Consider the following 26,416-nt stretch of genomic DNA (forward strand, 5'->3'; position numbering starts at 1 on the left):
TCAAGCCGCATATGCAGCTTATCCAACTTATTGAGAGTCTTCGCGCAGAAAAGGGGTTCGGCGACAGGATAACCGCCTACAGCGTACTCCCTGTGAAGGAAGGCTCCTACAGGGAGTATCCCTCTTTCCTGAGGGAATCTCTTGTGAGAGTGCTAAAGGGGATGGGGATAAGTAAGCTCTACTCGCATCAAAGGGGGGCTGTGGATCTCATAGATGCAGGGAAGAACGTTGTGGTTGTGACCCCCACCGCTTCAGGGAAAACTCTCTGCTATAATTTGCCGGTATTAGACTCAATTGTTGGTGACGAGAAGTCGAAGGCCATATACCTGTTTCCCACAAAAGCCCTTTCCCAGGATCAAGTTTCAGAGCTCAACGGAATAATCGATGCACTCGATTCTGACATCAAAGCATACACGTACGACGGTGATACTCCAAAGGACGCGCGCAAGTCGATAAGGATGAGGGGCCAGATTGTGGTTACCAACCCCGACATGCTCCACACAGGCATACTTCCGCATCACACCAAATGGAACGAACTTTTCAGTGGGCTGAAATTTGTGGTTGTTGATGAGTTGCACACGTACAAGGGTGTATTTGGCAGCCATTTTGCAAATGTGATAAGAAGGCTCAAGCGGATTTGCAAATTTTACGGCTCAAGCCCTCAGTTCATTTGCTGTTCAGCCACCATAGGCAATCCCAGAGAGCTTGCTCAGGAGCTAATAGAGGAAGATTTTGTGCTTGTTGACAAGAGCGGAGCTCCGCGGGGCGAGAAGATAATGATCTTCTACAATCCTCCAGTCATAAACAGGCAGTTGGGAATAAGAAAGAATCTGCTTCTGGAGACACGCAGGGTAGTTTCAAAGTTTATGGAGGCTGGTGTTGTGACGATAGCCTTCGCAAGGAGTAGGCTTTCTACTGAGGTTTTGGTCACCTATCTGAAAGAGGAAATTGTACGCCGTGGGAAATCAGCAAACCTGATAAGGGGGTATAGAGGAGGATACCTTCCCCGGGAGAGGAGGGAGATTGAGAAATCATTGAGGAATGGGGAATTGCTGGGCGTTGTATCCACAAACGCTCTGGAACTGGGTATCGATATTGGGAGCTTGCAGGCCTGTGTCATGGCAGGATACCCCGGAACAATTTCTTCGACCTGGCAGCAGGCTGGTCGAGCGGGGAGGAAGTCCGAGGCCTCCTGTGCGGTTCTGGTGGCCAGTTCTTCTCCCCTTGATCAGTTCATCATAAACAACCCGGACTACTTCTTCGGCTCCAATCCGGAGAATGGTGTAGTGGGCCCAAACAATCTGCACATCGTCCTGAGTCACATCAAATGCGCCGCCTTTGAGCTTCCTTTCAAAAAAGGGGAGAAGTTTGGCAGCCAGGACACCTCCGAGATTCTCTCATTTCTTGAGGATAAAGGAGTAGTCCACCTGGTCGGCGGTCGCTACCATTGGATGAGCGATTCCTATCCCGCTGAATCGATTTCGCTGAGATTCGCAACCCCCGAAAACTTTGTAGTCTTCAATTCAACGCGTGGCAACGAGGCTATCGGGGAGGTCGATCTGGAAAGCGCGCCCATGCTTTTACACAAAGATGCGATCTACATGCATGAAGGGAAACAGTTCCAGATCGATGAGATGGACTGGGAAGGGAAAAAAGTGTACGCCAGTGAGGTAGACGTTGACTACTACACAGATGCCAAGATTGATACAGACATACAGGTGATGGAAGTCTTCTCGAAACAAACATCTCTCGATGTACAAAAATGCGAGGGAGAGATATCAGTCAAGAAACTGCCCACCATGTACAAAAAGATCAGGCTGCATACGCACGAGAATATCGGTTCCGGCGAAATTCATCTTCCAGAAATGGAGATGCACACGACCTCCTACTGGATTAGTTTCCTGGAATCTTTCACAGAGAAGCTGGAAAACGCAGACCTGAAGGAAGCGCTTTGCCCGCTTGCGAATGTTGTCAGAAATGTTGTCCCTGTGTTTCTATTGTGCGACCCGCGGGATGTGTTCGCTGTACATCAAGAAAAATCTCCATTTACAGGTCACCCTACAGTTTTTATGTATGATGTGCATCCGGGAGGAGTTGGCCTGAGCAGGAAGATCTACGAGATGGATAGAGCGATTTTTGAAGCCTCTGTCAGACTGATAGAGAAGTGCGCATGTTCTGCTGGCTGTCCGTCCTGTGTGGGACCGGTGGATGAGGTAGGGCCCAGGGGCAAGGATGCAGCACTACAGACACTGAGACTGATACTGCATCTCTTTGGTGAGGACGATTCTTGAGATGGGCCTGCAAGATCGCTTGCACGGTCGTCTCTGGTAAAAGACATGGAACTTCGGGATAGGTTAGAGGAAATTCTTGGGGAAGGCAAGAGTGAAGCCCTGATAAAGAGCACGGGTGGCATTCAACATTATGTCCCCGGTCAGAGTCTGTTGACTGAGTACGGCTCCTGTTATTGCGTCAGCACTGAATATCCAGCGGGTTACATGTATGGTCATCATTCCCTCGGTTCTGTCATGGAACTTGACGCCGAGAGCGTTTGCGTTGCCGGCAAGGACAGCCGGTTTTTTTCCTTTGATACAAAAGATTGTATTTTCCTGGATGCTGAGACGACGGGTCTCCATGGCGGTGCGGGAACATGCGCATTCTTGATTGGCGTGGGATTCTATGAGGGGGACACATTTCACGTTCAGCAAATATTCATGCGCGACTATGATGAAGAGACAGCTCTCCTCAGCACGCTATCAAGACTGGTAAAGAACCGCAGATTCATTGTGACGTATAATGGCAAGAGTTTCGATGTACCTTTGATTGAAAGCAGACTTATCATGTCCAGAATGAAAGCAGTATTCAGCAGTGTGGAGCACCTTGACCTTCTACATGCTGCCAGAAGAGTGTGGGGAAGAAGCTTGGAGGACTGCCGCCTGCATACTGTTGAACAGAGGGTGCTTGGGGTTAAGCGGCTCAGAGATATGCCCGGCGAAGAGATCCCGTCCAGGTTCTTCGCATTCGTCTCAAGTGGTGATGCTTCCGGACTGCCTTTGGTCTTTGAACACAACAGGAATGATGTTCTTTTCCTCCCGGTTTTGATGAAGGAAGTCTGTGGTGCCGTAAAGGACGTAACCCACCGAACGCTCTCTCCAATAGATCTCTATTCGATTGGTGTGGTTTACGACAGTCTCAGTAAGCGCAATGAAACCTTGCCATTTTACAGAAAGGCACTGAAGAGCCTTAGAGGGAGTGCCAGGGCTGCTGTTGCATACCGCCTGGGGATGACCTACAAGAGGCTCGGCAGATGGGACGAAGCCGTGTCTGCGTGGAAGAGACTCTTGGAAAGCGATACTTATGGAGCCTACGAAGAGCTTGCGAAGTACTACGAACATGTAAGTAGAGAACTAGATGAGGCTGAGGCGGTTGTCGTCAAGGCCCTGAATATCTTCCGCGGGACCATCTACGAGGGGAAGTTGGAGCACAGACGGAGAAGAATCGTTCGGAAGTTGCGGCCAGGGGTGCATCTTGGTAGTTGAGCAGATAGTGGTGGGTCCCGTGGCAACTAACTGCTACGTGGTGGCTGACGGAGAAGAAGGTGTCGGAGCGATCATTGATCCAGGAGGAGAACCAACAAAGATAATGGATGTGGTGAACAGGCTGAGTGTTCAAATCGCCTATATCATAAACACCCACGGACACATCGACCACATTGGGGCAAACGGCAGTATAAAAGAGTTGACAGGTGCTCCCATAATGATTCACGGGGCGGACGCCGGAATGCTTACCTCGGCAGTCCACAACTTATCCACACTCATGGGGTGTGAGATTACCTCGCCCGATGCAGACAGGATTCTTGGCGAGGGAGACACCATAATGTTAGGGGATGTAAAACTGGAGGTTGCACACACTCCCGGCCACTCTCCCGGTTCTATCTGTCTTTTGGGTGACGAGCTCGTATTTTCCGGCGACACGATGTTCTTTGACTCTATTGGAAGAACAGACTTCCCCGGTAGTTCTTATGAGGACATTATGAACTCGATAAGGGAAGTTCTCATCCCTCTAAACGATGATGTCACAGTATATCCGGGCCATGGACCGTGGGGGAGAATGGGGGAAATAAGAGCGGTGAACCCCTTCCTCTGTTTATGATATGAAGATTAGCTTTCTAGGCGCAGCAAAGAGCGTTACAGGGTCATGCCACAGGGTGGAGTGTAATGGCAAGACGGTTCTATTGGACTGTGGTCTTCACCAGGGGCACAGAGACGAAGCTGACAGGCTCAATAGGTCTTTTTCTTTTGAGCCGAGCCGGGTCGACTTTGTACTGGTCTCACATGCTCACATTGACCATAGCGGGAATCTGCCTACACTGGCCAAAAAGGGTTTCAGGGGAAGGATAATAGCGACGCGCGCGACAATTGATCTTCTGAATGTGATGCTGAAAGATTCGGCCCACATACAGAAAAGAGACATTCAATATGTGAACAAAAAGAGGAAGAAGAAGGGCCTCCCTCCCAAAGATATCCTTTACACCCTGGATGATGTGGAGCAGGCTCTTGGAATGATGGAAGGAGTAGACTATGGCACCCGGGTCTCGCTTGGCGAGGGAGTCAGTGCAGAGTTTTTCGATGCGGGACACATACTTGGTTCAGCTCTCATAAGAATTGAAGACGGGGAAACGACTCTGACCTTCACAGGAGATCTGGGAAGAAAGAACATGGCAATCCTGAGAGATCCTTACCAGGTCCAAGAAACTGACTCTCTGATTACTGAATCTACATACGGCAACAGGCTACACGACAGGGCGGTGGAGACCGAGGAGAAGCTGGCCGAGATTATCAGAGAGAGCGTGCGTAGGAAGGGGAAGATGATAATCCCTGCATTCTCGGTAGGCAGGACCCAGGCCCTCGTCTACAGCCTGCATTCGCTCTCCCTTGAAGAGAAGATACCGAAGCTCCCCATGTTTGTGGACAGTCCGCTTTCTATGAATGTTACGGAGATTTTCAAGAGACATCCGGAATGCTATGATGAAGAAATTAGAGAAATGTTGCATAGCGAGGGAGATCCTTTCGGATTCGGGAACCTCAAGTATGTGAGCGATGTGGAAGAGTCGAGGGCCTTGAATCGCGTGGACTATCCCTGTGTCATAATCTCAGCCTCTGGAATGTGTGAAGCTGGTCGTATTCTGCACCACCTGAAGAATTCGATTACTGATAAGAGAAATACTGTTTTGATCGTGGGATATCAGGCCCAGGGAACGTTGGGCAGAAGGCTGGTGGAGAAAGAGAAAATCGTAAGGATATTTGGAGAGAAATACAAAAGGAGATGCAGGATTGAGGTCCTCAACGGTTATAGCGCTCATGCAGACAAAAGGGAACTGGGCGAATATATCGGGAAGATGAATATTACGAAGAATATCTTCTGCGTTCACGGTGAGGAGAACGCCACAAAGGAATTCGCGGAGAGTCTACGCAAGAGTAACAACTGTGGTGTTCACGTTCCCAATCTTGGAGACAGCTTTGAACTCCATTGAGACTGCAGACCAACTGGGTAGTACGGTAGTAACCTTCGTAGACTACCTGCGATCCGAGCAAGGGCTGTCGGAGAATACAGTTATTTCTTATAAATATGATCTTTCGAAGTATGTGAAACATCTTTTTCATAAAGGAGTGAAGAAGGTCACTCTGGCCACAACTGAAGATATAGAGGACTTCTTGTTAACCATGAAGGATGAAGACGCCGCGCCTACCACCGTGGCTAGAGCAGTGTCATCTCTGAAGTCCTTTTACAGATACCTGGTCACTGAAGGAAAGGCTACTGTCGACCCTACCTTGAACATTGACGCTCCCAGATTTCTGAGGCGTTTGCCAGACGTGCTGTCCCCCGAAGAAGTTTTTGAGATTCTCGAAGCACCCGACACCTCAAAGCCTCTCGGTCTGAGAGACAGAGCGATTCTGGAGTTAATGTACGCGACTGGTGCGAGGGTGTCTGAGATATTGGGTCTCAGGATTGGTGATTTGGTTTGGGAAAGTTCGATGGTAAGGGTTTTCGGGAAGGGATCCAAGGAGAGATTGGTGCCTGTTGGTGCGGTTGCCAAGGAGTTTGTCGACAAATATCTCAAGAGTGTCAGGCCCACTCTTCGAGCCGCGGCTCAATCTGATTACCTTTTTTTGAGTACCCACTCTGGAAAAATGTCGAGGAACACACTGTGGAAAATGGTCAAGAGATGTGCTCTGCGGGCTGGAGCAAAGAAGCACGTTACCCCCCACACATTCAGACACTCTTTTGCGACTCACCTGCTGGAGGGAGGTGCAGATCTTGTGGTTGTTCAGGAGCTTCTGGGGCACGCAGACATCTCCACTACCCAGATCTACACCCATGTTGACAGAGAGTATCTTAGAGAAGTGCACAGGACCTGCCATCCTCGAGGCTAAATGCTACGCGAGGTCGAAGGATCTGCTTTTCAACGTCTTACCCTGGGTCAATTTCTGTTTTCGAAGGTGCAGGGGAGGGGATGCTGGGGTTTTCGATCTTCGATTTTCGATTTTCGAAGGTGTATGGGAGGGTTGGCGGGAATTTCGTGTGTATAGGTATAGCGTATAGCGAGATTGACAGTACGCATTGGTTGTAGTATGCTTTAATTCAGCAGGAGGATGGTTTTTTGGAAGACATAGAGGAAAAGATAGCTCAGTTCCTGAAGGTTGGAGAGTACGTGCGCAGCGACGAATTGGTCGCCGAGGCGGGATGCTCGCTGGACGAACTGGAGAATTTCCTATCTTCACTGAAAAAGAGAGGTTATGAGATCGAAGAGAATCCTGCGCTTGGGATAAGGCTCCTGGAGGAACCGGACACCCTTTCAGAGGTTGAAATTGCCAGAAGGCTCAAGACCAGTGTTATAGGAAGAAAGGCTTATTGCTATTCGAGCGTTGGATCCACGAATGAGCTGGCGATCAGGCTGGGTCAGCAAGGGGCAGAAGAAGGTGCGGTGATCATAGCAAATGAGCAGACAAAGGGAAAAGGGAGGTTCGGAAGGAGTTGGGTTTCGCCAAGAAGAGAAGGAATATGGATGAGTCTTATTTTGAGACCCGAACCACATCTGGAACCGGCCACTGCTCTTTCTTTAGTTGCAGCCTACTCTGTTGCGATTGCACTGCGGGAAGTTGCTGGCGTGCGCGCAATGATAAAATGGCCAAACGATGTTCGTGTCGGTGAGAAGAAGATATGCGGAATCCTTGCTGAACTTAGCAAAGACGCAAGGGGAAACCAGTTCATCGTACTTGGTTTTGGAGTGAATGTAAACCAGTCAAGCTTTTCGGGGGACCTGGAGCAAGTTGCCACTTCCGTAAAGATCGAAACCGGTGAGAAGATACCAAGGTTGCCTCTAATCAGAAAGCTACTCGAAAACCTGGAGGAGTTCTATTTTCAGTGCAAGAAGGACGGGTTTTCTGGGATTCTCAAGGGTGTGAGGGAGATTTCTACACTAATGGGGAAGCGGGTTGAAGTGAGTCTTGGTGGAGAGACCATATCGGGTTACGTCCAGGACATAGACGATATGGGCAGGCTCATAATAAGAACAGATGATGGAAATATAAGGGAGATATTCGCCGGAGAGGCTAATACAGTGAGGTGAACAAGTGTTGCTTGCGATAGAGGTCGGTAATACGAACACACTTGTGGGTTTGTTTGATTCCAGTAAGGTTGTTCGCACCTGGAGATTATCCACGCAGCGTCCCATGACTGGTGATGAGAGTATGCTTTTGATTAGCCAACTTCTTAGTTCAGCTGAGGTGCCTGCCCGAAGCGTGAATGGGGTGATACTGTCATGTGTGGTGCCAGAACTTACTGATACGTTTGTTCGCGGCGCAAGAGAGATAACTCACGCGGAACCCGTAGTCGTTGGTTCTCATCTGAAGATGGATGTGGAGCTTTGCTATTCCGTCCCGGAAGAGATGGGCGCTGATAGAATTGCAGATGTGGTTGGCGCGTGGGATAGGTATCACGGTCCGTTGATCGTGATCGATTTCGGAACAGCTACCACTTTTGATGTTGTCAGCAGGGATGGCAGGTGTGTGGGAGGAGCCATTTGTCCTGGTATTCTGAGCGGTGCTCTCGACCTGGCCAGAAGAGGAGCCAAACTCCCTCAGGTGGAGATAAAGGTACCGCAGAGAGCTCTGGGCAGAAACACTTTGGAGAGCATGCAATCGGGTATCATCTATGGTGCGGTGGGACAGGTGAAGGAGCTGATCTCCAGGCTCACAGAAGAGCTGGGGGAAAAGCCAAAGGTTGTTGCCACTGGTGGGTTCGTAGATGTTATTGCCCCCGAACTGGGCGATGTGGAGATAGACAGAAACTTGACACTTAAGGGCCTTAGAATCCTCTACGAAAAGAACAAGAAGGACTGATGTCTACCGTTCTCAGGACGAAAAGTGTCGAAGAGACAAAAGAATTTGGGAGATGGTTCGGCGCCTGGGTGGAAGTCGGCGATGTACTGGCTCTGTATGGAGAACTCGGGACAGGAAAGACAGTACTGGTAAAGGGGTTGTCGGAGACACTTGGTGTAAAAGAGAATGTTGAAAGCCCCACCTTCACGATAGTCGGCGAGTACGAGGGCAGGATTCCGCTTTACCATATGGACCTTTTCAGAATGTCAAGCTTGGAGGAGATTCTGAGGATCGGGTATGAGGAGTACGTGTATGGTGACGGAGTTTGTGTCATCGAGTGGGCTGACAAGATCCAGCGGTTGTTGCCGGAAAAGAGACTGGACATCAAACTCTTCCATGTGGCTGAAGACGAAAGAAAGATAGAAGTAATTCCTCGCAGTGTGGTGCTGCCACCTCTGCCGGTACACCTTCTTCAAGAGATCCAAGGCTAGCAGTCGAGGGCAAAGGTGCATCCTATGAACCGGTTGATCCTTGGCATCGAAACCTCCTCGGATTTTGGTGGGGTCGCACTAGCAGACGAGGGGGGTGTAGTTGCGGAGGAACTCACCAGGAGAAGGCTCAACCATTCCGAAGAGCTCGTCAAGCTTATAAGCTCTGCGTTGAAGGGCCTCCGGTCCGGGCTCGACGACCTGCAAGGTGTGGCGGTTTCTATAGGGCCGGGTTCGTTTACAGGACTGAGGGTAGGTCTTGCCGCGGCGAAAGGATTGTGCCTTTCAAAGGGGCTCCCGCTTTTGGGCATTCCCTCTCTGGATGCCCTGGCAAGCATGTGCCCTGAGAGCTCTCTGCCCGTGCACGCCATTATTGATGCAAAACGGGGAGAGGTCTACTGGTCGAGCTACAGGTACGAGTCCGGAATGCAGACGCGAACTGGAGAATACATTGCAGTTACTCCCCAGGGCCTTGTTGAACGAATATCAGAAGAAACAATGTTGATCGGGTCGGGAGTAGATGTGTATAGGGATTTTATCGTCGAGAATAGGAAAGGATTGGCAAAATTTGTGACGCCGAATCCTCAATCTCCGTTGCCATCAGTTATCGCTGTCCTGGGCTTACAGAGGCTCAAAGCTAACCAGATAGAGGAGATTGAATCTCTTGAACCAATATATATCAGGCCGTCGGATGCAGAGATCAAGGAGAAAAATGGGTGAGGATACAGCGGATAAACTTTCGGATGTGACAATAGAGGCTATGAGTGTCCGCGACGTTGATGAGATTGTTGCCATCGAGAAAACTAGTTTTCCTAGCCCGTGGCCGGCAGATACCTTCATAGAAGATATCAAAAGTAGCCGTTCAGTCTGCTATGTAGCTAGAACAAAAGGCAGACTGGTAGGATACGCTGTTTGCTGGCTGGTTCCCGGTGAACTACACATCGGGAACCTTGCAATAGATGTGCCGCTTCGAAGACAGGGAATCGGTTCAAGGTTGTTGTCCAAACTTCTAGGGTTGGCCAGGGAAAAAGGGGTTGAGAGGGTCACGCTTGAGGTCAGGGTATCTAATACGGTGGCAATATCACTCTATCATAAGTTTGGATTCAAGGATGTTGCAATAATACGCAACTACTACGGGAGTGAGGATGAAGATGCCCTGGTTATGTTACTCCGTACAGGATAGTTTTTTGTTTTGACAGGGGACAGGAGGTGTGCTAGCCTTGTTGTTGTCAGCAGGAGAACGATCTTGGTTCATATACCGTGGTTCAAAAGACCGAGAGAGGAACGTAAACCGCAGAAAAGACGAGAGATCCCTGACGGTCTCTGGATGAAGTGCGACGGCTGCGGTGAGATACTCTATACGAAGGAACTGGAGAGAAACCTCTGGGTCTGTGGAAAATGTGATTATCACTTTCGCATAGGCAGCAGGCAGTATGCTCGAATACTTCTGGACAAGGGCGTGCTGGCAGAGATGAATGGGAACCTGGGAAGTGTCGACGTTCTCAACTTTCCTGAGTATAGGCGCAAATTGAGGGTCTCAGCAGAGAGGTCTGGGACACCTGAAGCCATAACTTGTGGAGAAGGCACGATAGATGGAAAGCGTGTTGTTATGGCCATCATGGATTTCAAGTTCATGGGTGGAAGCATGGGCTCGGTGGTGGGCGAGAAAGTGGCGAGGTCTACAAGAGAGGCAAAGAAGAAAAGGATTCCTCTTATCATAGTGTGTGCCTCCGGCGGGGCACGGATGCAAGAGGGGATAATATCTCTCATGCAAATGGCGAAGACCTCGGCATCTCTGGCGGAGCTTTCCAGAGAGGGAATAGCCTATATCAGCGTGCTCACAAATCCTACCACCGCAGGTGTGATGGCCTCTTATGCGTCACTGGGGGACGTTATTGTTGCGGAGCCCGGAGCATTAATAGGTTTTACCGGGCCGAGGGTGATAATGCAGACGATTGGAGAAGAACTGCCGGAAGGTTTCCAGCGCTCGGAGTTCCTACTCAAGCACGGGATGATAGACATGATTGTCCACAGAGGAGAATTGAGGCAATTACTGTCCAGACTACTCGACTTCCTTGGAGAACAATAAAGTACACAATCCCGCCTTTTCGTTCTGTACGCCGGCAGGTGTCTTTCCTTAGAGTCCTGGGAGACTAACAAGCACTAGTGATGTTGTTGAGCAATCGATGGAAAAGTCTCATCAGTTTCGTCGTACTCATTCCAATAGTTCCTCTGCTGGCCATAGCCTCCACACTCAGTTCACCCCATTTTGTTCTTGAGTTTGAACAGGCGGATGCATCCCTTGCCTCAAGAATACTCGACTACTCTGAAAGATCCTTTGAACAGGTGAGTGGTCAGTTAGGGCACGCCCCAACAAAAAAGATAAGGATGGTTCTGTGTTCCTCTGCTGAAACATTCAACGGAATGACTAAGGGTAAGTTTCCGGAATGGAGTGCGGCCTTCGCTATTCCTTCTGAGAATTTGATAATTCTAAAATCGCCCAGACTATTGAAGAGGAATGTCAACTTCACTGAGGTAATCACTCACGAAGTCACACACATCATTCTCCATAGCTTTGTGGGAAAAGCTAGGATTCCACGTTGGCTGGATGAAGGATTCGCAATGTATCAATCAAGAGAGTGGAGGATCGGGAATAGTTGGATTGTCGGAAGAGCAGCCCTTTCAAATTCTCTCCATGACTTGGGTGACCTTGAAGTCGCATTTCCAAGATCGGAAGACGAAGCTAACCTTGCATACACAGAGTCGTTTTTGGCAGTAGCGTATATCATCCAACAGTTTGGGAAACAAGCACTTATCAAGCTACTCCAGGAAGTGGAATCTAGCGGAGACATGGAACAGGCGATGAGAAAAACGATGGGAATTGGATACGAGAGATTCAAAAGAGACTGGATGGAGTACACGAAAAGTAGATTCAGCATCACATCTTTTATCTTCAGTCCCGGCATAGTCTGGTCGACAATAATTGTACTGTTTGTCATTGTTTTCATAACCAAGCATCAACGGAATAGAAGAAGGTTGTTGACCATGGACAGAAACGACTTTTCATTCTACGAAGACGATGATGTATGGTCGAGTACAGATGAACATTGGGAGTGAAGGTGTAGAAAAAAAATGAAAAACGTACGTAAAACATGTCATTTCTTGTTGACATCATGTAGTGTCTAGTTTATAATTGTGTTGATTTGAATGTTGCATATCGAGATGAAAGGAGGTGAGAAGGAATATGGTAACTAGAAGAAAGAGGAAGACGACAAGAAAGGCTGCCAAGAGAAAGACTACGAAGAAGAAGGTTACAGGATTAAAGTGTGCAGCTAGAACTGCGGCCGGGAGAAAGTGCAAGAAAACTGCTGCGAAGGGTTCGAGGTACTGCACAGTGCATAAGAAGAAACGGTAGCCGACATGAATTAGATGAGATGCAGTATGCCCGTCACTTTGTGACGGGCATACTGCTTTTCGGAATGGGTTCGGGATTGATACGTCGCGTGCAAACTTCCGTTTCCTCAAGGATGGTGCACCCACACCAGTCTCCCTCCCTTGAGGGACGGCCTGTCCCGAGTGAAGTCGAGGGGAGAGAATTCGAAGGGAGTAAGAGGGAGGGTGAGTCAGCTATGTTTGTGGGAGACGAGCCGGTACTCTAGACTATGTGTAACAAGATTTCCTTTTCGCTCATAAGCCTGGGATGCCCTAAGGCCCTTGTGGATTCAGAAGTACTCCTGGGGAAAATGGTGAAGAATGGATTTCTCCTGTGCGAGGTGCCCAGCGAGTCTGACATTGCAATAGTCAACACTTGTTGTTTTGTTGAAGAAGCAACAAGAGAATCTCATGCAGCGATTGAGGATGTCCTTGCTCTAAAGTTGTCGGGTGCAGTCAAGGGCGTAGTCGTTTTTGGGTGCATGTCACAACGGTACAAGGAAGGCCTCCTCGTGAAGTACCCCGGATTGGATGCCGTTGTCGGTCTAACCGAAAGGGATGAACTACCGCAGATCTGCATGTCCATCCTCTCGGGCCAACTGTCTCCAAGGGTCATAGTCTCGAGGTGTTTTGACAAGGTGCTGGATGGCCGCTCCAGATTGAGAATGACTCCCAAGCATTATACTTATCTGAAAATCTCAGAAGGCTGTAGCAACAAGTGTGCGTATTGCATAATACCTTCGATCAGAGGACCTATGAGATCAAGGTCCATGGAGGAGCTACTGATTGAAGCAAGAGAATTGTCCTCAGACGGAACGGTTGAACTAAACCTGATTGCGCAGGATACTGCCGCATACGGACAAGATGTTCACGGTGCATCAAGGCTTCCTCAGCTCATACACAAACTCTCCGGGATTGAATCAATAAGATGGATAAGGATACTGTATGCTCACCCCGCACACATTTCAGAGGAACTTATCAACACCATGGCAACAAATGAAAAAGTTGTCAAATACATTGATGTTCCCATACAGCATGCGTGTGACACCATTCTCGACAGGATGAAGAGATTGATAGACAGGAATGGTCTGTCCAGTCTCGTGTCTCTTATGAAAGAAAAGATAGAAGGTCTTGTGCTAAGAACAACAATCATGGTTGGATTTCCCGGTGAGACGGAAGAGAATTTCAAAGAGGTTTTGGATTTCACAAGAAAGATACAGTTTGATCGACTTGGTGTTTTCCGCTACTCAAAAGAAGAGGGAACAGAGGCTTTCGATCTTCCAGATCAGGTGGGCGAGGATCTGAAGATGAAGAGATTTGAGTTGCTAATGAAGACTCAGCAAGAAATAGCATTCAAGAAGAACAAGGAGCTCGTGGGAAAGATTGTAAAAGCAATTGTAGATGAAAAATGCAAAAAGGGGGGATTTGCGTGGGTGGGAAGAACATATGGCGATGCGCCTGAGATTGATAATCGGGTATACTTTGATGACAAATCGCTTACCCCAGGGACAATTCTGGATGCGAAAATAATTACTGCAGACGGTTATGACCTTATTGCCGAACCCACTCACGAAGGACTAAAACGAAAATAGAAAATCGAAATCCTGTCACAAGGAGGAGAACCGATGAAAGTTATTCATTTCCAGGATGCGGAAAGTTATGAACCTGAGAAGGATTGGAAACGCGTGAGTCTTTGTGCCGAGGACGACATTTCGATAGAGCACATTGTCAAGCCGCCCGGTCACGCGTCCCCTCGACACGAACATCCGAGCGCACAGGTTCTAATTGTGTTGCATGGTAAGCTTGTCATCGATACGGATGGTGACGGGGAGCAAGAACTCGGCGAGGGTGATGCCGCCTACATCCCCGGGAACGAGCCACACGTCGTAAGGAATCCCCTTAACCATGCATCGACCGGTCTTGATATATTCGTTCCCGGCCGATCATTTGACTTCTGGTTGAAACGAAAACAGGTCTAAGGGCCAGCAACGCAGTGCTTGCCCGCCCGAGCCGTCCCACGGTCCCCCGCTCCACGGGGTCCCCATGCTTATTCAATCTCCTCTCCCTTGAGGGACGCCTTACCTTTACCTTCCCCTCCCTTCAGGGAGGGTGAGTGAACGAAGAACGAATGACAAACTCCTCTCTTCCTCACCCTGACGAGCACACTCCGCTTGTCATTGCGAGAAGCCCGACAGGGCGACGAAGCAATCCAGATGGAGAGAGGACTAAGGAGGGTCATTGCTAGCCCAGCCCCAGGCTGGGCGTAGCAATCTAGATGAGCGGAGGTTGAATGACGTTCTCACAAGTTCGCAAGGCCGTACTTTTCTCTTGACCTAAGCCACACAATTGCATAGAATTCTGTTGGGGAGTGGCAATTCCGTCGTCTTTGAGGACAAAATGCGATGCCCCACGAAGCTAGGTAGAGTGTAACCAGACGAAGCCACCGAAGGCGGAGGCTGGCGAAGTGGGGCAGTCAAGCAAAGCCTGACGGAGCCAAAAGAGGTGAAGTCAGGGGAGACGTAGTCGGGTCAGAAAGTCGAAAGTCCTTCGAGTATTCGAAGGGTCATGCACCGTTCCTAAGGAATAGGAGGCAAAAATGAAATCTTTGGTACTATTAATGATCGTAGTTCTCATCATTAGCGGCTGTTCTTCGGCGACAAGGCCACCTGGACAAGTCGTTGCATCGAAGAATAATTTTGAAAATGGGGTAAAACAGTATGAGCGAGGGCACATCAAACAAGCAATTCACCAATTCGAGAAGGCCATCGAAAAAAACCCCGCTAACTTCAAAGCATATTTCTACTTAGGTCTCTGCCATAAACAGAAAGGCACACCGAAGGCAGCCCTTAAGAATTTTCAAAAGGCCATTGACCTTAATCGCAATGATCAATCCTGGGTCACAAAGGTGAAGGCAGAGATGGAGGCGCCTGGTCGGAAAAAAGGAAAGAAAAAGTAGTTCGCTTTACCTATAACGAATGTTCGGTGCCAGGCTTTACATTTTTACATTTCGGCCGGTGCCCGTCGCTAGCCCCAGCTTTCACAAGGTTTTCCGGGGAGTGCACTAGTGAGCTTGGGACCAGTTTAGCCAATTCTGTTTACATTTTGCCGCAGTAGTCGATAGCGCCTTTATCCCCATACTTGTCCAAAACACAGCAACCTGGTGCTTGTCCCCACGCCCTAGAATGAATTGGGGACGGTGCCCCTCGACGGTGCTCGGGATTTTCTACGTGATATTCTGACAAAATGGCTTCGACTTCCCTGGCAGGGAATTCAAGTTGACACGTTGAGTTGGGGTTTGTATCATCGTGCCGGGTTGCGGCTGGTCATTAATCAACGGGCGAGGAAAATCACATGGGAAAGATTAATTGCAGAATAGGTGAGATAAATGTTGTATGCACCGATGCTGAGAAATCTCTCAGATTTTATCGAGACATTCTTGGATTTGAAGTTCTTGGGGAAGACGGAGGTTGTTGGCATCTTGCCTGTGGAGAGACGAAATTCCTACTTCTACCATTTGCGGGCAGTCCTCGCAAACCGCCGAAGTACTGCGCAGAGGCATCCTTTTCGGTTGATTTGCTAGTGTCAGATTTACAGGCAACTAAGAAGTTCTTCGAATCAGAAGGAGTAGATTTTGTTAAAGAAGTTTCCCCAAATGAAGAGAGATTCTTCATACGAGATCCTGATGGATTGGTGCTTGAAATAATCCAATCATAACCACCGTATGGGTGAAAACGCATCATTTGAGGTTTGACCCCAAATATGATCCAAATAAGTTTATGATTTGTTTTCAATCCATTTTACCATTACATCAAGCGCAAGACCTATGTTTCCTATCTGACAATGATTTTGGGCTTGTTCTTCCTTTGTGAAAACCCTGGCGGTCACAGATTTGGCATTGGTTAATGCTTTCACCTGCATGTCATGCATCTTAAAAGGAATAAAATGATCATCTCTTCCAGTAAGAATCAGAACATCTTGTTTTACCAGATCTGAATGAAGATTTCTCTCATTAAGCTGTAACCAGACTTCGAATGCGTCCGCAGGTGTCTCTTTCTTTGTGATATACATTAGATTACTGGTCATCCATGCTTCCATTCCTTTTCCCTTTTTGATTGTCTTCATTGCCATGTTATTTGTAAGATTCCTGAGATATTTGAAGAACCACAAATGCATCTTTCGAAATACAACATTCATACTTTGCATATAATCAAATGCAATGCTTGAAGCAATCACTCTATTTATTCGTTGTTCAAATGCTGCGGCTCTGAAGCAAAACCATCCACCCATTGATACTCCAAGCCAGGTGACATTATTCTGCTTGAAATAATCCAAAACCGCTTTGGCAGGTTTCTCCCATTCATAATCTAACGCAAGTTCGTATTTTTTGCGGGCAGCGCCCTGCCCAGGACCTTCAAAAGCAATCACCTCATAACCATGGTCTGAAAAATATCTCATCCAGGAGTAGAACTCCTCGATGAAGGAATCAAATCCCCCATGCATGATTATGGTACTTTTCTTCCTTCCACTCGCGGGAGGCATTTTCATTGCCGGTAGAAATGCATTGTCATAGGGCACTTTGAATCTTTCAATTTCATCTTTTTGAAAAACCCTGTAAAAAAGGTCTGTGAACTTATCATACAGCAATTCCTTGTCTGGATCTCCTGGAGTCACATAGAACTCAGCTGCCCGGTAATAAAAGGCGGCGTTCATAAGCCTCTCTTCAGAAACGGCTTTTTCCGCCAGTCTCAGCATTTCCGTTTTCCATTCCCCAAACGAATTTATCTTCTGACCCGCTTCTTTCATATCCTCAAACCTGGCGTATCCAAGGGAGTACCAACGATTTAGCTGGAAATTGTAGAGTTGGTCTTTATGGAACTGATGGTATCCGACCGGGAATGTGAACTTGTGTTTAGCCATATTCACTACTTCAGTTTATTAGGTATGCAATGATGGAATTGAGAATTCATTCAGCACCGTGTGAAGGCCATTTTGTCAAATGTCAAGCACCGTCCCCAGGCTGAGTGGGTAAGTATCTGAAACACAGCTACATGGAAACACACACTAATATGCTAAGAGGGCGAAATGTCAAATGTCAAGCACCGTCCCCAATCCCCACTCTGGAAAAGGGAACGGAGAGGCTGGGACCGCCTACGCTTCCCACCGGCGAATCCGCAACCTCCAGCTTCGTCGGTCAAGATTCGACCCCTTTTCAGAGAAGCCTTTTCTTCATAAAAGCCCTCCCCGAAGAGCTCTTCAAGTATTTCTCGAAATCGGTTGCCTTCCTCTTCTCGCTGAATACCACATAAGTTAACAGTTCCCAGGGAACGTATCTCTTGGTATGCATCTGAGAGCCCGAATTGTGTTCTGCAATCCTCCGATCGACATCGGTTGTCAAGCCCATATATGTTCTGTCGGGATCACCAATAGCCCTTAATATGTACACGTAATACTTGTCAGACACTTGAAATACTCGATCGCAGCAGCGATGCACACAATCCAGCCGGACAGGCCGCACAGACGGTGAGCAAGGCACCATAGAACTGGCGGAAGACGGGCTTGTCCGTCGTAGCCTTGCCAATTGACTGAAAACGTCTCACCAAGTTTAGGCGAAGACGGACGGAGAGGCTGGGATTCGAACCCAGGGTGAGGTATTATCCCCACAACCGCTTAGCAGGCGGCTGCCTTCGTCCAGCTCGGCCACCTCTCCGTGCTCTGAACTTCTATTTTTCGATAATACCCTAACCCGCCCAAAAAATCAAACCCATTACATGGGCGCACTCCATCTGAGTCGACCTATTGGTCTTCAATTTCGTAATTTCTCAATTTCCTAATTTCGTGTCTTGAGGATTAGGAGCGGAGGGCGAGGGATTCGAACCCCCAAGTCCCGAGGGACGGTGGATTTCAAATCCACTGCCTTACCAGTTAGGTCTAGCCCTCCGTGTACGGAATGATGATACTGTCGGCCAATTGGCGTGTCAACTCGAATCAGAGGACATGATTAGTACTCAACACCATGCTTTGCCAGCGTGCAGTAGAGAAATGTCAGAAAGTTGAAAATCCTTCGAGTATTCGGAGGGTCACGCACCGTCCCCAGTATACTCTCAGGCAGCAGGGCCGCGGTACTCAGGCTCGCTCGTCAGAAACGGGACGCTATTGTGTGCCGGCAATCGGTTTGGTGCTATTCCAAATCGCGCGTACTTCTCTCCACGCCCCGTCGGACTGGCGTTGCCAAATGCCAATGAAATTGACTTGGTCGCTAATCCCCTCGCCCCCGCCTTCTGGGACAATCACCCATTCGTATGAGCTACTTTCAAATGCCCAGTCACCAGAGACTATAACCTCTCTTTCCACTGTCTTAAGCTCTGTCATAGTGAAGTGATCGAAAAAGCCTTGCAGGAAACTGCGAATTTCTTCCTTTCCGGTTTTCCTTTCTACATTCGGCGGCATGAGAATCATATCATCCGCAGAATTGGCAATTATGACATCAACATCTTCGGATAACCAGGCTGCGTCTACCTCCTTTCTAGCCTGATCTAAGGCTTCTTTGCTCGTTGAATTTTCCCTTTGGCAGCCATAAGTAAAGAAAAGCAGGATTAGAGTGACAATCCAAGTGGTTCTTGTGATCAACCGAATTGATTCTTTCATTTTCTCCTCCTTACTGGTTAGACCAGCGTTAAGATTTCGAGTAACCCCAAATGTATCATTGGGGAGTTAATTTGCATAAAATGTCTGTGGACATCACCTCCTTCAACATTGAGTCATTGAAATTGCGAGCCGCCTAACATAAGTTTATCTGTACTAATAGAATCAAATCATGGCTATTCTTAACCACATAAACCTCCTGCGCTCCTGTTTTGCCGGAGTCGGCACGAGCAAAATCTCAGCAGTGTCTGGACAACACCTCTGAATTCGTTTTTAGAGTTATGAGAGATTGGTGATGGTGCTCGACTTTGTGACATTCCTCTCCTCAAAGACGACAGAATCGTCACTTCCCAGAAAGAATTCTATGCCATCGTGAGGCGCAAGTCAACGAAACAATACCGTTGTCACTGCGATAGACTACTTGTGAAACTCGGTGCAGGACTGGTCGCTAACCTTTGTCCAGACCCGCAGGAGCCAAAGAGCCTTGCCCGCGCACTCAGGCATCGTCACCGGGTTTCATCTCACTAACCACCTCCCGACTTCCTGGGACCCGTCGGGAACCTAATGTCCCTTCCCTTGGCCTCGAGTATGGCCCTCCTGCAGGATTTCTTGAAAACCTCGTCGTTTGGATACTCAAGCACTGTTACTACTGCTTTGTGGACATACCTCGGTGGTTGACACTATGACAGTTCTATTCCAGTTTGCGCATTCGAGCCTTTGCCCTTCTGTACAACTGACCCAGCAAGTAGTGCTTCAGTGACTGAAACGGCGAGTAACGCACAATCTCCGAATACGTTAGGCCTGCTCTCTCCTTCAATAAAACCAAGAGCTCATCTCTCAATCTCGTTTCTCTGCTCCCGGGATGCGCCCTTGTAGGTCAGTTTGGTTCTTTCCACGACACCGTAATACAGACCTACTGTCTGTCAAAATGTCAAGTCGAAGATCCTTCGAGTATTCGGAGGGTCGAAGATGCCGAGCTTGTCGAGGGCCACGGTCCCCAAGCATCTAAAGCGCGGAGCGCGTATATCGGAGTCGGTTGAATGCTCTGGTTATGTGTCCCCTGCTGAGTGGGTTTGCATTGAGAGCACTGCAAAAATCGTATTTCCTGACTTGCGAAATAGTTTTGGAAACCAGCCGAGGAACACATCTTCCAGAGATGTCAGAAATACCGAGGAGGTTGGCAAGTTTGCGTATCGTGTTTCAAAGAACTCAATTATGAAATTCGTTTCATCAACGACTTCCTTAAAACGGCGGTTATCGAAGTAGAATTTGTGCTCCGGATTGTTGTCGGGGAAGCTACCTAGAAGTAAGAACCTGAGTCTACTGTTCAAACTTGGCATATTTGGAGTTGTAATAATTATCTTGCCATCTTTATCAAGAATCCGTTCTGCTTTCCTGAGCATCGCGCCTGGATCACTGAAGTGTTCCAAGACCTCCCCCAGTATGATCCCATCGAATGCTTCACTCTGATCAAAATCATCAAAGGATGACTGAGTGAAAGTTACGTCCTGACCGCATTTTTCGGCCAGCCATTGCGCTTGTTTCAGTCTTTCAGGCTCAAAGTCAATGCCGTGAACCCTATAGCCCCTGATGGCAAGTTCAATGGCAATGTCACCCGATGCGCAACCGACATCAAGAAGCCGGCTCCCCAAGGGGAGATGCTTACCAACTAGTTCGATGAGATCGTTCTTTCTTCTTTGATGTTGAAACAATCGAGTCCCTGTTAATCCTGTGGCATCTACAACGTCGGTCACGTCTATTCGAAGGCTCATCTACTTTTGCCTCAATCACTCATTCTGATGATATTGGACATATAACATTGTTTATGCCGATCCGCATAACAGCCCATGACTTCCTTGGGGACGGTGCCCCTTCACAACTCAGAACGTAGATCGCAGAACTTAGATCGAAAAACACGTGACTGCTTGGGCCTGGTACTCGGAACAGCCCTTATCTTCGGTCCTTCCACAGACCCAGGATCTCTGCTTGGTATTTTGCCCTGGAAGACGACAGAATCGTCACCTCTCAAAAGGCATTCTATGCCATCAGACTTTATGGGTCAACGAAAGAATATGGCTTGAGGGCCAATGCCAGATTTGATTCCCTGACCTTTTGGGACCGAGATGGGCTCAGCCGAAAAGACCCGGCCAGACCATTACTCCTTTCTGATGTTCTGGCAAAGTGTTTACAGTTTCAGTTTGTCTGACGAGTGGTAGAACATACTCCGGTTGCAAAACAGTCAACCCAGGCACGCCTATCGGATGCCTGTAGAAAAGAACTTGCTCTGCCATCCAGTGCGCGGCTACAATAGGTTCGATGCCTGCAGTCGTTGAGAAGAACACATGGAACCGCCGTGCAAGGCCCCTAAAAATGGGCCTGGGCATCCTGCAGGTTCTTATTGGCCTAGGTGGCGGTGGGGGTCATATTGACACCGATTTTGAGTATGTTGTCTAGATGCTCCACCACACCTTTGAACACGGCGACTGGGACAACCTTGATTGGGCGAAGCCTGGCAAGCAGACGGACCCCACATTCTAGAGTGACAAAAGCGAAAGTAAGGGGGATAGAATGAAAACACTTATAACACTTGTTACTGTTTTCAGTTTGTCTTTGTGGTCTGCAACTTCCTTTTGCTCCAATGGTGTATTAGAGAAGTACAAATACCGCTACGCATCTTTTGAAGAAGCTGATGTTGATACGGTTATCAAATTACTGTACCATTCTGATGCAGAGGTCAGAAATGAAGCAGCCACACTTGTTGATGTAGCATTCTCCAAGGGATTTGTCTCTGCGAGGAAAGCTCTACCACGTCTTATCGAAATCCTGGAATCAGACAGCAACAGCACTGTCCAAGTCTCTGCTGCCATTGCTCTCGGCAGGTCTGGACAGAGAAGAGTAGTAGGACATTTGATTGAGGCGGCGAAAGTCAACGATTCTTCACAGCCCGTGCTGATAGCCGCAATAATGGACTACTTCCCGAAGGAAGCAGCAACCAAGAAAGAACTGCATGAAGTGGCCAATATAGCCGTCCAAAACATGAACACTACGCACTATTGGCTGCGCTTTAGGTCCGTCGAATGGGTTGGTGAATACAGGGATAGGGATGAGCGCATGAAACGACTTTTTCTGCAGTCGTTCATCGACCATTATGAGCATCCTGTACCGTCATTCAAGGATAGCATCATACCCGGCACCAGCGGCAGAACCCAGTGGGAGACATTGTCTGAGTGGTACGAAGTATATCTTCTTTCCTTTGAACCAGATTTGCTGATTCCGCTGCTGGGCCATTCAAATCTACAGATAAGACTGAAGGTTGCTCTAACATTAGCCAGGTTGCACGATAAGAGGAGCATTGGTCCGCTCATCGAAATCCTGAGGAATGGAAGTGACTATGACCATGGATCTAGATGCCACGCTGCCAGAGCTTTGCCAAGGGACAAGAGGAGCATTTCGGCCTTGAAGGATGTCATGAATGACCAATTTGCCATCGAGGGCAAGGACGGTAAGCCGTACAGGGTAGTCGCCGACTGTGCGTATGAAGCCTTGATGAGGATGGGCATAGTGGTTGATGAACCTCAGGATATAAGGGACTCAAGGCCCCTACGACACAGATTATAGATTGAGACTTGGGGACGGTGCTTGACATTTTAGACTTGGGGACGGTGCTTGACATTTTGGCAGAACGAGTTTAACATTGGGCAGTGCGCAGAGCAAGACTAACCTATAAGGGTGCGTACCACCACGTGATGAATCGGGGTCATGGCGGAGAGAAGATACTCCTGGATGAGGTAGCCAAGACCTGTTTTCTCGAGATCCTCGAGCGCAGGTCCGTGGCCCAGAAGATAAGAATCTTCACGTACTGCATTATGGACAATCACTATCATATCGTTCTGCAAAACTCCAGTGGAAAGCTGTCCGAATTCATGAAGCAACTGAATGGGGAATATGGAGCCTACTACCGAAGGAGAGCTGGAGGATCCGGCTATGTGTTTCAGGGTAGGTTCAAATCAACACTCATACAAGAAGACAAGTACATGGATATGGCAATCCTCTATACTTTGCTGAATCCGGTGCGCGCGCGAATAGCGAGTAGTCCCTGGCGATACAAATGGTCAAGCATAAGGGAGTATTTCACTCACAGGAGGGCTACGTTCATCGACAGCGGATTCGTCGAAGAACTGTTTGGAGAAAAGAAGGTTCTGAGGAGTCTACTGAAGGAGTGGACAGAACAAGAACTACCCGTAGAGAAGACGAGGATGGGGTACGCTCTTGGAGACGACAGCTTCATCGAAGCTGCTATCAGGAGGTTTGACCGACGGAAAAGGAAATCGAAGTCCAGGCGGATGCGGATGGAAGAGCACGATTTCCCAGCAGTTGACAAGCTGATAAGGGATTTCGAAAAAAGGAAGCAGCTGGGAATAGAGAAGATAGATCCAGGGACTAGAGTCGGGAGGAGACTCCGGGAAGAGCTAATGATCATGCTGAAAGACAAGGCTGGGCTGACATACTCAAGAATAGCAGAATACGCGCCGTTTCAGTCACTCAAGTACTCCACACTCGGAAAGTTGTATATAAGGGCGAAGGCAAAAGGCTACAAGAAATAGGGGAAAATGCCAAAATGCCAAGCACCGTCCCCGCACATAGATGGCTGCCATAATGATTTGATTCTGGATTAGCAATCCTGATATAGTTGAGTCCGCTACTCCCTTAAACCAGTCTATTTCTGTCTCATTGACCAGATAGATGCAAATATTCCTCGCAACAATTGTACCGAATTTTCTTAGAAAGACTTCCCGGAGTTTTCCATATTCTTTGTCGTCAGCAGACTTTGGATCACCCTTTGTTTGATAAAGAAGGATATATGTTACATCTATGGATTCCTTGTTTGGGACTACTCGTTCTTTTTCAAATGACAATATTTTTTCAACCACGTGGCTTAAGGGCAATCCTTCCCTATTATTTTCTTGAGTCAAAAGCCCTTGTGACTTTAGTCTTTTGATAATTTTATCAGCAATGTCTGCTTTGAACCTCTCCTGATCAGAGATGTATCGTTGTTCACAGATTTCATACCATGAATCCCTCGCCTCGCGTATCATTTTTCTTTTTCTAGGGTTACTACCAAAGGTTTCGTGGCAAGTCGGGCAAAGGGGAGCTGCATTATCAAAGGTGTTCGTACCGTTTTCTTGCTCTGGAATGATATGGTGGACTTCAATCCCCAGTGCTTGGCACAGACAGCAAGAAAAGTGACTTTTCTTTCTAACATCTGTTTTTGTTTTTTCGGAAAAAGGCATTATGTTCTTCTATTTTAGTCTTCATAGCAATGATTATCTTGAACCGTACGATACTCGATGTGCAGTGGACGGCACTTCACTTCTTGGCACTATCTCCCCAAATACGATGGAATCATCACTTCCCAGAGGTTTATGCCTGTCCCCACGAGGTTCGAGCTATTCCTGTCTCGCCATTTCACGTTGAATCGTTGCCAGGACCTTCTGGGCCTCTTCCTGGCTGTAGTCATAACAGTCATAGACTGGGTAAATATAACGTACGTTTCTGTTAGTGTTCAACTTGAAGGTGCAATATGTATCACGGTAGGAGCCGAACACGTCCCTATATAACACCAGCAAATGCAGGAAGAACGTGCCGTCCGCTCCTACTCTTGATTCCTCAAGCTTCCACATCTGTGCATACGAGAACGAGTCCTTAGGAGGGATGTACTTAGAGAACCGTCCAGACAAGATGTCAAGGCATGCTGGGAATGTCGCACATGTGTCCAGCAGTGAGTCTCGCACACTGACCCTATCCATGCCGAATTCATAGACTTCGGAGACGAGGTGGATGACCTCTGCCAAGGTACTCTGCTTGTTCTTCATCTTGACATCAGCTGTTACCGCTTCTGGCCGAGCACCAATAAACTGACCGTGGCTCAATTCGAGGGCAAGAAAAGCCCTGAGTGTCTCTTGGTAGCTGCTTCTCGTGAGCGTCGTCTGTTCCTTCATTTCTCGCAACATGTAGAAAGTGAGAGCAACGTACACACACGTGACCACCAATACCAGAGCTGGCGTCCAGTTCTTGATCCAGTTCGGAAAAGAAGCTCTAGCTCCCATTGGGATGTCTCCAAGACAACTCGATCTTCAAGCCAAACAAGAAGCTCCCTCTTGTTCAGCCTACTTATAGAGTATCAAGAAGTTACACAAGTGTCAATGCTCGACCCGTCGCTCTTGCTTCTCCACAATAAGGTGGACTGGATTCAGCATGGTCTGACTCAGGGCACGAAGGAGTCATTGCACAGGCGGATGGCGTACGTAGCAGGCCTTCGACAACAATGTCATAACGTCGCGCCAGGCACCAACGCAGACCATCAGGGAGGGGTGGCCAGCCTCTGTCCAGATCGGGAACCCCGCTTGCCCTCAGCCCTTCGGTCAACCAAGCTCGAACTAAGGCAAAGGGAAAGATTGAAGGGCCGGGCTCACACCGGGGCAGTCTGACGAAGCTATCCGAGCAAGGGCAGGCAAGAGCTAAAGATTTTTGCCCGGCGCTCGTGTGCCTGTAGCCAACCGGAGCCGGGATGGTCTCAGGTCAGTGAGATCGGGGGCAAAGGTCTACAAGTTTACGACTGTACCCACCGTTTTTCATACAGCAGATGCTAGCCGAACAATTCCTTCTCGATGATCTTCATATACTTGTTGACATAGAACATGTCTGGTTCATGCCTGGACGCTCGCACTCTGATGTCAAATTGCGGTTCGGCGATGTTGTTGCAATCAAACAGAATTAGGCCTACGCCGAAGATCAAACACAGCGCATCGAGTTTTGCGATGTCATCCTGAGCAGAGGTCTTTGGAACAACTATATACGATTTATGGCTGAACAGCTTATATGAACACGCCTGGCCGAAGGCTGTAATCAGATCTTTTGTGTTCGTCTTTATCTCCGCGGAGACTATGTCTGTCGGAAACTTCACGATATCGCTCCTACGTGATTCGCGTATGCCAATCACATCTGGCGTTCCCCACTTGTCCCTGAACTTGTTCCCTCCCAGTGGCATTGCCTTAGTACATTCCTCGAGTTCGCTTTTCAACCATTCCGCGAAAGGCCCATAAAAGCACTGTTCCTCTATCCCTTCGGGTTCTGGGGAAATGGGCTCCGGCACAACCAGCTCTTCGTCCCTGAACTTGGTGTGCCTATAGAGCCCTCGTGCAGGCTTGTAGACTTGCTCGGGCAACAACCCCTCTAGCTCCCAAATCGTTCTTTCCACCGTCTTGAAAGCGACATCAGGGAGCTCTTCATCTATCTTCCTTACGAGACGAGAGTAACGGACACCTTGGGGCTCCGACAGTAATATGTCTAATGCCCTAGATAGGATCCTATCTTTCTTCGTTGCCATTGTCTCCCCCGAGTCGCCGGAATCGTCACTTCCCAGAATGAATTCTATGCCATCGTGGGGCCCAAGTCAACGAGAGATTGTGACTTGAG

The 26,416-nt window shown here is 48.4% G+C and carries 26 protein-coding genes and 2 tRNA genes; 19 read left to right on the forward strand and 9 right to left on the reverse strand.

Features of this window, described 5'->3' with window-relative positions; translation table 11 throughout:
• The first annotated feature begins 11 nt into the window (after positions 1-11).
• From E3J62_03310 to E3J62_03390, 17 genes are all read left to right on the forward strand, one after another.
• Positions 12-2,291, forward strand: a complete 2,280-nt coding sequence (locus tag E3J62_03310; protein TET46645.1) for a DEAD/DEAH box helicase — start codon at positions 12-14, stop codon at positions 2,289-2,291.
• Between the two features lie 45 nt (positions 2,292-2,336).
• The gene (locus tag E3J62_03315; protein TET46646.1) at positions 2,337-3,536 is read left to right on the forward strand and encodes a hypothetical protein; all 1,200 of its coding nucleotides are present in this window, start codon (positions 2,337-2,339) and stop codon (positions 3,534-3,536) included.
• Positions 3,526-4,149, forward strand: coding sequence for an MBL fold metallo-hydrolase (locus E3J62_03320; protein TET46647.1), 624 nt, complete (start codon positions 3,526-3,528; stop codon positions 4,147-4,149). The genes E3J62_03315 and E3J62_03320 overlap by 11 nt, the downstream gene beginning before the upstream one ends.
• Before the next feature lies 1 nt (position 4,150).
• Positions 4,151-5,530, forward strand: coding sequence for an MBL fold metallo-hydrolase (locus tag E3J62_03325; GenBank protein ID TET46648.1), 1,380 nt, complete (start codon positions 4,151-4,153; stop codon positions 5,528-5,530).
• Positions 5,400-6,431, forward strand: coding sequence for a site-specific tyrosine recombinase XerD (gene xerD, locus E3J62_03330; protein ID TET46649.1), 1,032 nt, complete (start codon positions 5,400-5,402; stop codon positions 6,429-6,431). The genes E3J62_03325 and xerD overlap by 131 nt, the downstream gene beginning before the upstream one ends.
• Positions 6,432-6,637: 206 nt before the next feature.
• Positions 6,638-7,627, forward strand: coding sequence for a biotin--[acetyl-CoA-carboxylase] ligase (locus E3J62_03335; protein TET46650.1), 990 nt, complete (start codon positions 6,638-6,640; stop codon positions 7,625-7,627).
• Positions 7,628-7,631: 4 nt separating this feature from the next.
• Entirely contained in the window at positions 7,632-8,399 is a 768-nt protein-coding gene (locus E3J62_03340) for a type III pantothenate kinase (protein ID TET46651.1), read from the forward strand.
• Positions 8,399-8,869 carry a tRNA (adenosine(37)-N6)-threonylcarbamoyltransferase complex ATPase subunit type 1 TsaE gene (gene tsaE, locus E3J62_03345; GenBank protein ID TET46652.1) on the forward strand — a complete coding sequence of 157 codons (471 nt, stop codon included), beginning with the start codon at positions 8,399-8,401 and terminating at the stop codon, positions 8,867-8,869. The genes E3J62_03340 and tsaE overlap by 1 nt, the downstream gene beginning before the upstream one ends.
• Before the next feature lie 24 nt (positions 8,870-8,893).
• Positions 8,894-9,586 carry a tRNA (adenosine(37)-N6)-threonylcarbamoyltransferase complex dimerization subunit type 1 TsaB gene (gene tsaB, locus E3J62_03350; GenBank protein TET46653.1) on the forward strand — a complete coding sequence of 231 codons (693 nt, stop codon included), beginning with the start codon at positions 8,894-8,896 and terminating at the stop codon, positions 9,584-9,586.
• Positions 9,558-10,049 (forward strand): ribosomal-protein-alanine N-acetyltransferase, encoded by a 492-nt coding sequence (gene rimI / locus E3J62_03355; protein TET46654.1) that lies wholly within the window; start codon positions 9,558-9,560, stop codon positions 10,047-10,049. Before tsaB ends, rimI begins: the two co-directional genes overlap by 29 nt.
• 72 nt (positions 10,050-10,121) lie before the next feature.
• On the forward strand, positions 10,122-10,955 hold the full coding sequence (locus E3J62_03360) for an acetyl-CoA carboxylase carboxyltransferase subunit beta (protein ID TET46738.1): 834 nt from the start codon (positions 10,122-10,124) through the stop codon (positions 10,953-10,955).
• Positions 10,956-11,032: 77 nt separating this feature from the next.
• On the forward strand, positions 11,033-11,983 hold the full coding sequence (locus tag E3J62_03365) for a hypothetical protein (protein ID TET46655.1): 951 nt from the start codon (positions 11,033-11,035) through the stop codon (positions 11,981-11,983).
• Between the two features lie 127 nt (positions 11,984-12,110).
• The gene (locus tag E3J62_03370) at positions 12,111-12,281 is read left to right on the forward strand and encodes a hypothetical protein (protein TET46656.1); all 171 of its coding nucleotides are present in this window, start codon (positions 12,111-12,113) and stop codon (positions 12,279-12,281) included.
• A gap of 247 nt (positions 12,282-12,528) precedes the next feature.
• On the forward strand, positions 12,529-13,890 hold the full coding sequence (gene rimO, locus E3J62_03375) for a 30S ribosomal protein S12 methylthiotransferase RimO (protein ID TET46657.1): 1,362 nt from the start codon (positions 12,529-12,531) through the stop codon (positions 13,888-13,890).
• A 33-nt stretch (positions 13,891-13,923) separates the two neighbouring features.
• The gene (locus tag E3J62_03380) at positions 13,924-14,277 is read left to right on the forward strand and encodes a cupin domain-containing protein (protein TET46658.1); all 354 of its coding nucleotides are present in this window, start codon (positions 13,924-13,926) and stop codon (positions 14,275-14,277) included.
• A 617-nt stretch (positions 14,278-14,894) separates the two neighbouring features.
• Entirely contained in the window at positions 14,895-15,254 is a 360-nt protein-coding gene (locus E3J62_03385; protein TET46659.1) for a tetratricopeptide repeat protein, read from the forward strand.
• Positions 15,255-15,649: 395 nt separating this feature from the next.
• Positions 15,650-16,012, forward strand: coding sequence for a hypothetical protein (locus tag E3J62_03390; GenBank protein ID TET46660.1), 363 nt, complete (start codon positions 15,650-15,652; stop codon positions 16,010-16,012).
• A gap of 60 nt (positions 16,013-16,072) precedes the next feature.
• Here E3J62_03390 and E3J62_03395 read toward each other — a convergent pair whose 3' ends face one another.
• The 6 genes from E3J62_03395 to E3J62_03420 form a co-directional block, all read right to left on the reverse strand.
• Positions 16,073-17,215, reverse strand: coding sequence for an alpha/beta fold hydrolase (locus E3J62_03395; GenBank protein TET46661.1), 1,143 nt, complete (start codon positions 17,213-17,215; stop codon positions 16,073-16,075).
• 292 nt (positions 17,216-17,507) lie between these two features.
• Positions 17,508-17,834, reverse strand: a complete 327-nt coding sequence (locus E3J62_03400) for a GIY-YIG nuclease family protein (protein ID TET46739.1) — start codon at positions 17,832-17,834, stop codon at positions 17,508-17,510.
• An 81-nt stretch (positions 17,835-17,915) separates the two neighbouring features.
• A tRNA-Ser gene (locus E3J62_03405) sits at positions 17,916-18,005 on the reverse strand.
• Between the two features lie 147 nt (positions 18,006-18,152).
• Positions 18,153-18,236 (reverse strand) — tRNA-Ser (locus E3J62_03410).
• 212 nt (positions 18,237-18,448) lie between these two features.
• The gene (locus E3J62_03415; GenBank protein ID TET46662.1) at positions 18,449-18,943 is read right to left on the reverse strand and encodes a DUF4440 domain-containing protein; all 495 of its coding nucleotides are present in this window, start codon (positions 18,941-18,943) and stop codon (positions 18,449-18,451) included.
• 1,046 nt (positions 18,944-19,989) lie between these two features.
• Positions 19,990-20,712 carry a class I SAM-dependent methyltransferase gene (locus E3J62_03420; protein ID TET46663.1) on the reverse strand — a complete coding sequence of 241 codons (723 nt, stop codon included), beginning with the start codon at positions 20,710-20,712 and terminating at the stop codon, positions 19,990-19,992.
• A 796-nt stretch (positions 20,713-21,508) separates the two neighbouring features.
• Between E3J62_03420 and E3J62_03425 the strand changes: the two genes are divergently transcribed.
• Both E3J62_03425 and E3J62_03430 read left to right on the forward strand, forming a co-directional pair.
• Positions 21,509-22,558: a HEAT repeat domain-containing protein gene (locus E3J62_03425; protein TET46664.1), complete on the forward strand. Its 1,050-nt coding sequence runs from the start codon at positions 21,509-21,511 to the stop codon at positions 22,556-22,558.
• Positions 22,559-22,641: 83 nt separating this feature from the next.
• The gene (locus E3J62_03430; GenBank protein TET46665.1) at positions 22,642-23,544 is read left to right on the forward strand and encodes a hypothetical protein; all 903 of its coding nucleotides are present in this window, start codon (positions 22,642-22,644) and stop codon (positions 23,542-23,544) included.
• Here E3J62_03430 and E3J62_03435 read toward each other — a convergent pair.
• From E3J62_03435 to E3J62_03445, 3 genes are all read right to left on the reverse strand, one after another.
• Positions 23,479-24,231 (reverse strand): HNH endonuclease, encoded by a 753-nt coding sequence (locus tag E3J62_03435; GenBank protein ID TET46666.1) that lies wholly within the window; start codon positions 24,229-24,231, stop codon positions 23,479-23,481. The genes E3J62_03430 and E3J62_03435 overlap by 66 nt on opposite strands.
• Positions 24,232-24,387: 156 nt before the next feature.
• A complete protein-coding gene (locus E3J62_03440) occupies positions 24,388-25,047 on the reverse strand; it encodes a hypothetical protein (GenBank protein ID TET46667.1) in 660 nt (219 codons plus the stop codon).
• Positions 25,048-25,586: 539 nt separating this feature from the next.
• Positions 25,587-26,327, reverse strand: a complete 741-nt coding sequence (locus E3J62_03445; protein ID TET46668.1) for a hypothetical protein — start codon at positions 26,325-26,327, stop codon at positions 25,587-25,589.
• Positions 26,328-26,416 lie beyond the last annotated feature (89 nt).

The organism is candidate division TA06 bacterium (assembly GCA_004376575.1).
In the GTDB taxonomy this organism is placed as follows: Bacteria; Hydrothermota; DG-26; order E44-bin18; family E44-bin18; genus E44-bin18.

Bases quoted from the DNA above. Each gene is read 5' to 3' on its own strand.
- tsaB (TET46653.1), top strand. From the start codon at position 8,894: ATGAACCGGTTGATCCTTGGCATCGAAACCTCCTCGGATTTTGGTGGG.
- rimO (TET46657.1), top strand. From the start codon at position 12,529: ATGTGTAACAAGATTTCCTTTTCGCTCATAAGCCTGGGATGCCCTAAG.
- E3J62_03400 (TET46739.1), bottom strand. From the start codon at position 17,834: ATGGTGCCTTGCTCACCGTCTGTGCGGCCTGTCCGGCTGGATTGTGTG.
- tsaE (TET46652.1), top strand. From the start codon at position 8,399: ATGTCTACCGTTCTCAGGACGAAAAGTGTCGAAGAGACAAAAGAATTT.
- E3J62_03370 (TET46656.1), top strand. From the start codon at position 12,111: ATGGTAACTAGAAGAAAGAGGAAGACGACAAGAAAGGCTGCCAAGAGA.
- E3J62_03385 (TET46659.1), top strand. From the start codon at position 14,895: ATGAAATCTTTGGTACTATTAATGATCGTAGTTCTCATCATTAGCGGC.
- E3J62_03435 (TET46666.1), bottom strand. From the start codon at position 24,231: ATGCCTTTTTCCGAAAAAACAAAAACAGATGTTAGAAAGAAAAGTCAC.
- rimI (TET46654.1), top strand. From the start codon at position 9,558: ATGCAGAGATCAAGGAGAAAAATGGGTGAGGATACAGCGGATAAACTT.
- E3J62_03325 (TET46648.1), top strand. From the start codon at position 4,151: ATGAAGATTAGCTTTCTAGGCGCAGCAAAGAGCGTTACAGGGTCATGC.
- E3J62_03390 (TET46660.1), top strand. From the start codon at position 15,650: ATGGGAAAGATTAATTGCAGAATAGGTGAGATAAATGTTGTATGCACC.
- E3J62_03420 (TET46663.1), bottom strand. From the start codon at position 20,712: ATGAGCCTTCGAATAGACGTGACCGACGTTGTAGATGCCACAGGATTA.
- E3J62_03395 (TET46661.1), bottom strand. From the start codon at position 17,215: ATGGCTAAACACAAGTTCACATTCCCGGTCGGATACCATCAGTTCCAT.
- E3J62_03315 (TET46646.1), top strand. From the start codon at position 2,337: ATGGAACTTCGGGATAGGTTAGAGGAAATTCTTGGGGAAGGCAAGAGT.
- E3J62_03445 (TET46668.1), bottom strand. From the start codon at position 26,327: ATGGCAACGAAGAAAGATAGGATCCTATCTAGGGCATTAGACATATTA.
- E3J62_03415 (TET46662.1), bottom strand. From the start codon at position 18,943: ATGAAAGAATCAATTCGGTTGATCACAAGAACCACTTGGATTGTCACT.
- E3J62_03425 (TET46664.1), top strand. From the start codon at position 21,509: ATGAAAACACTTATAACACTTGTTACTGTTTTCAGTTTGTCTTTGTGG.
- E3J62_03440 (TET46667.1), bottom strand. From the start codon at position 25,047: ATGGGAGCTAGAGCTTCTTTTCCGAACTGGATCAAGAACTGGACGCCA.
- E3J62_03380 (TET46658.1), top strand. From the start codon at position 13,924: ATGAAAGTTATTCATTTCCAGGATGCGGAAAGTTATGAACCTGAGAAG.
- E3J62_03310 (TET46645.1), top strand. From the start codon at position 12: ATGCAGCTTATCCAACTTATTGAGAGTCTTCGCGCAGAAAAGGGGTTC.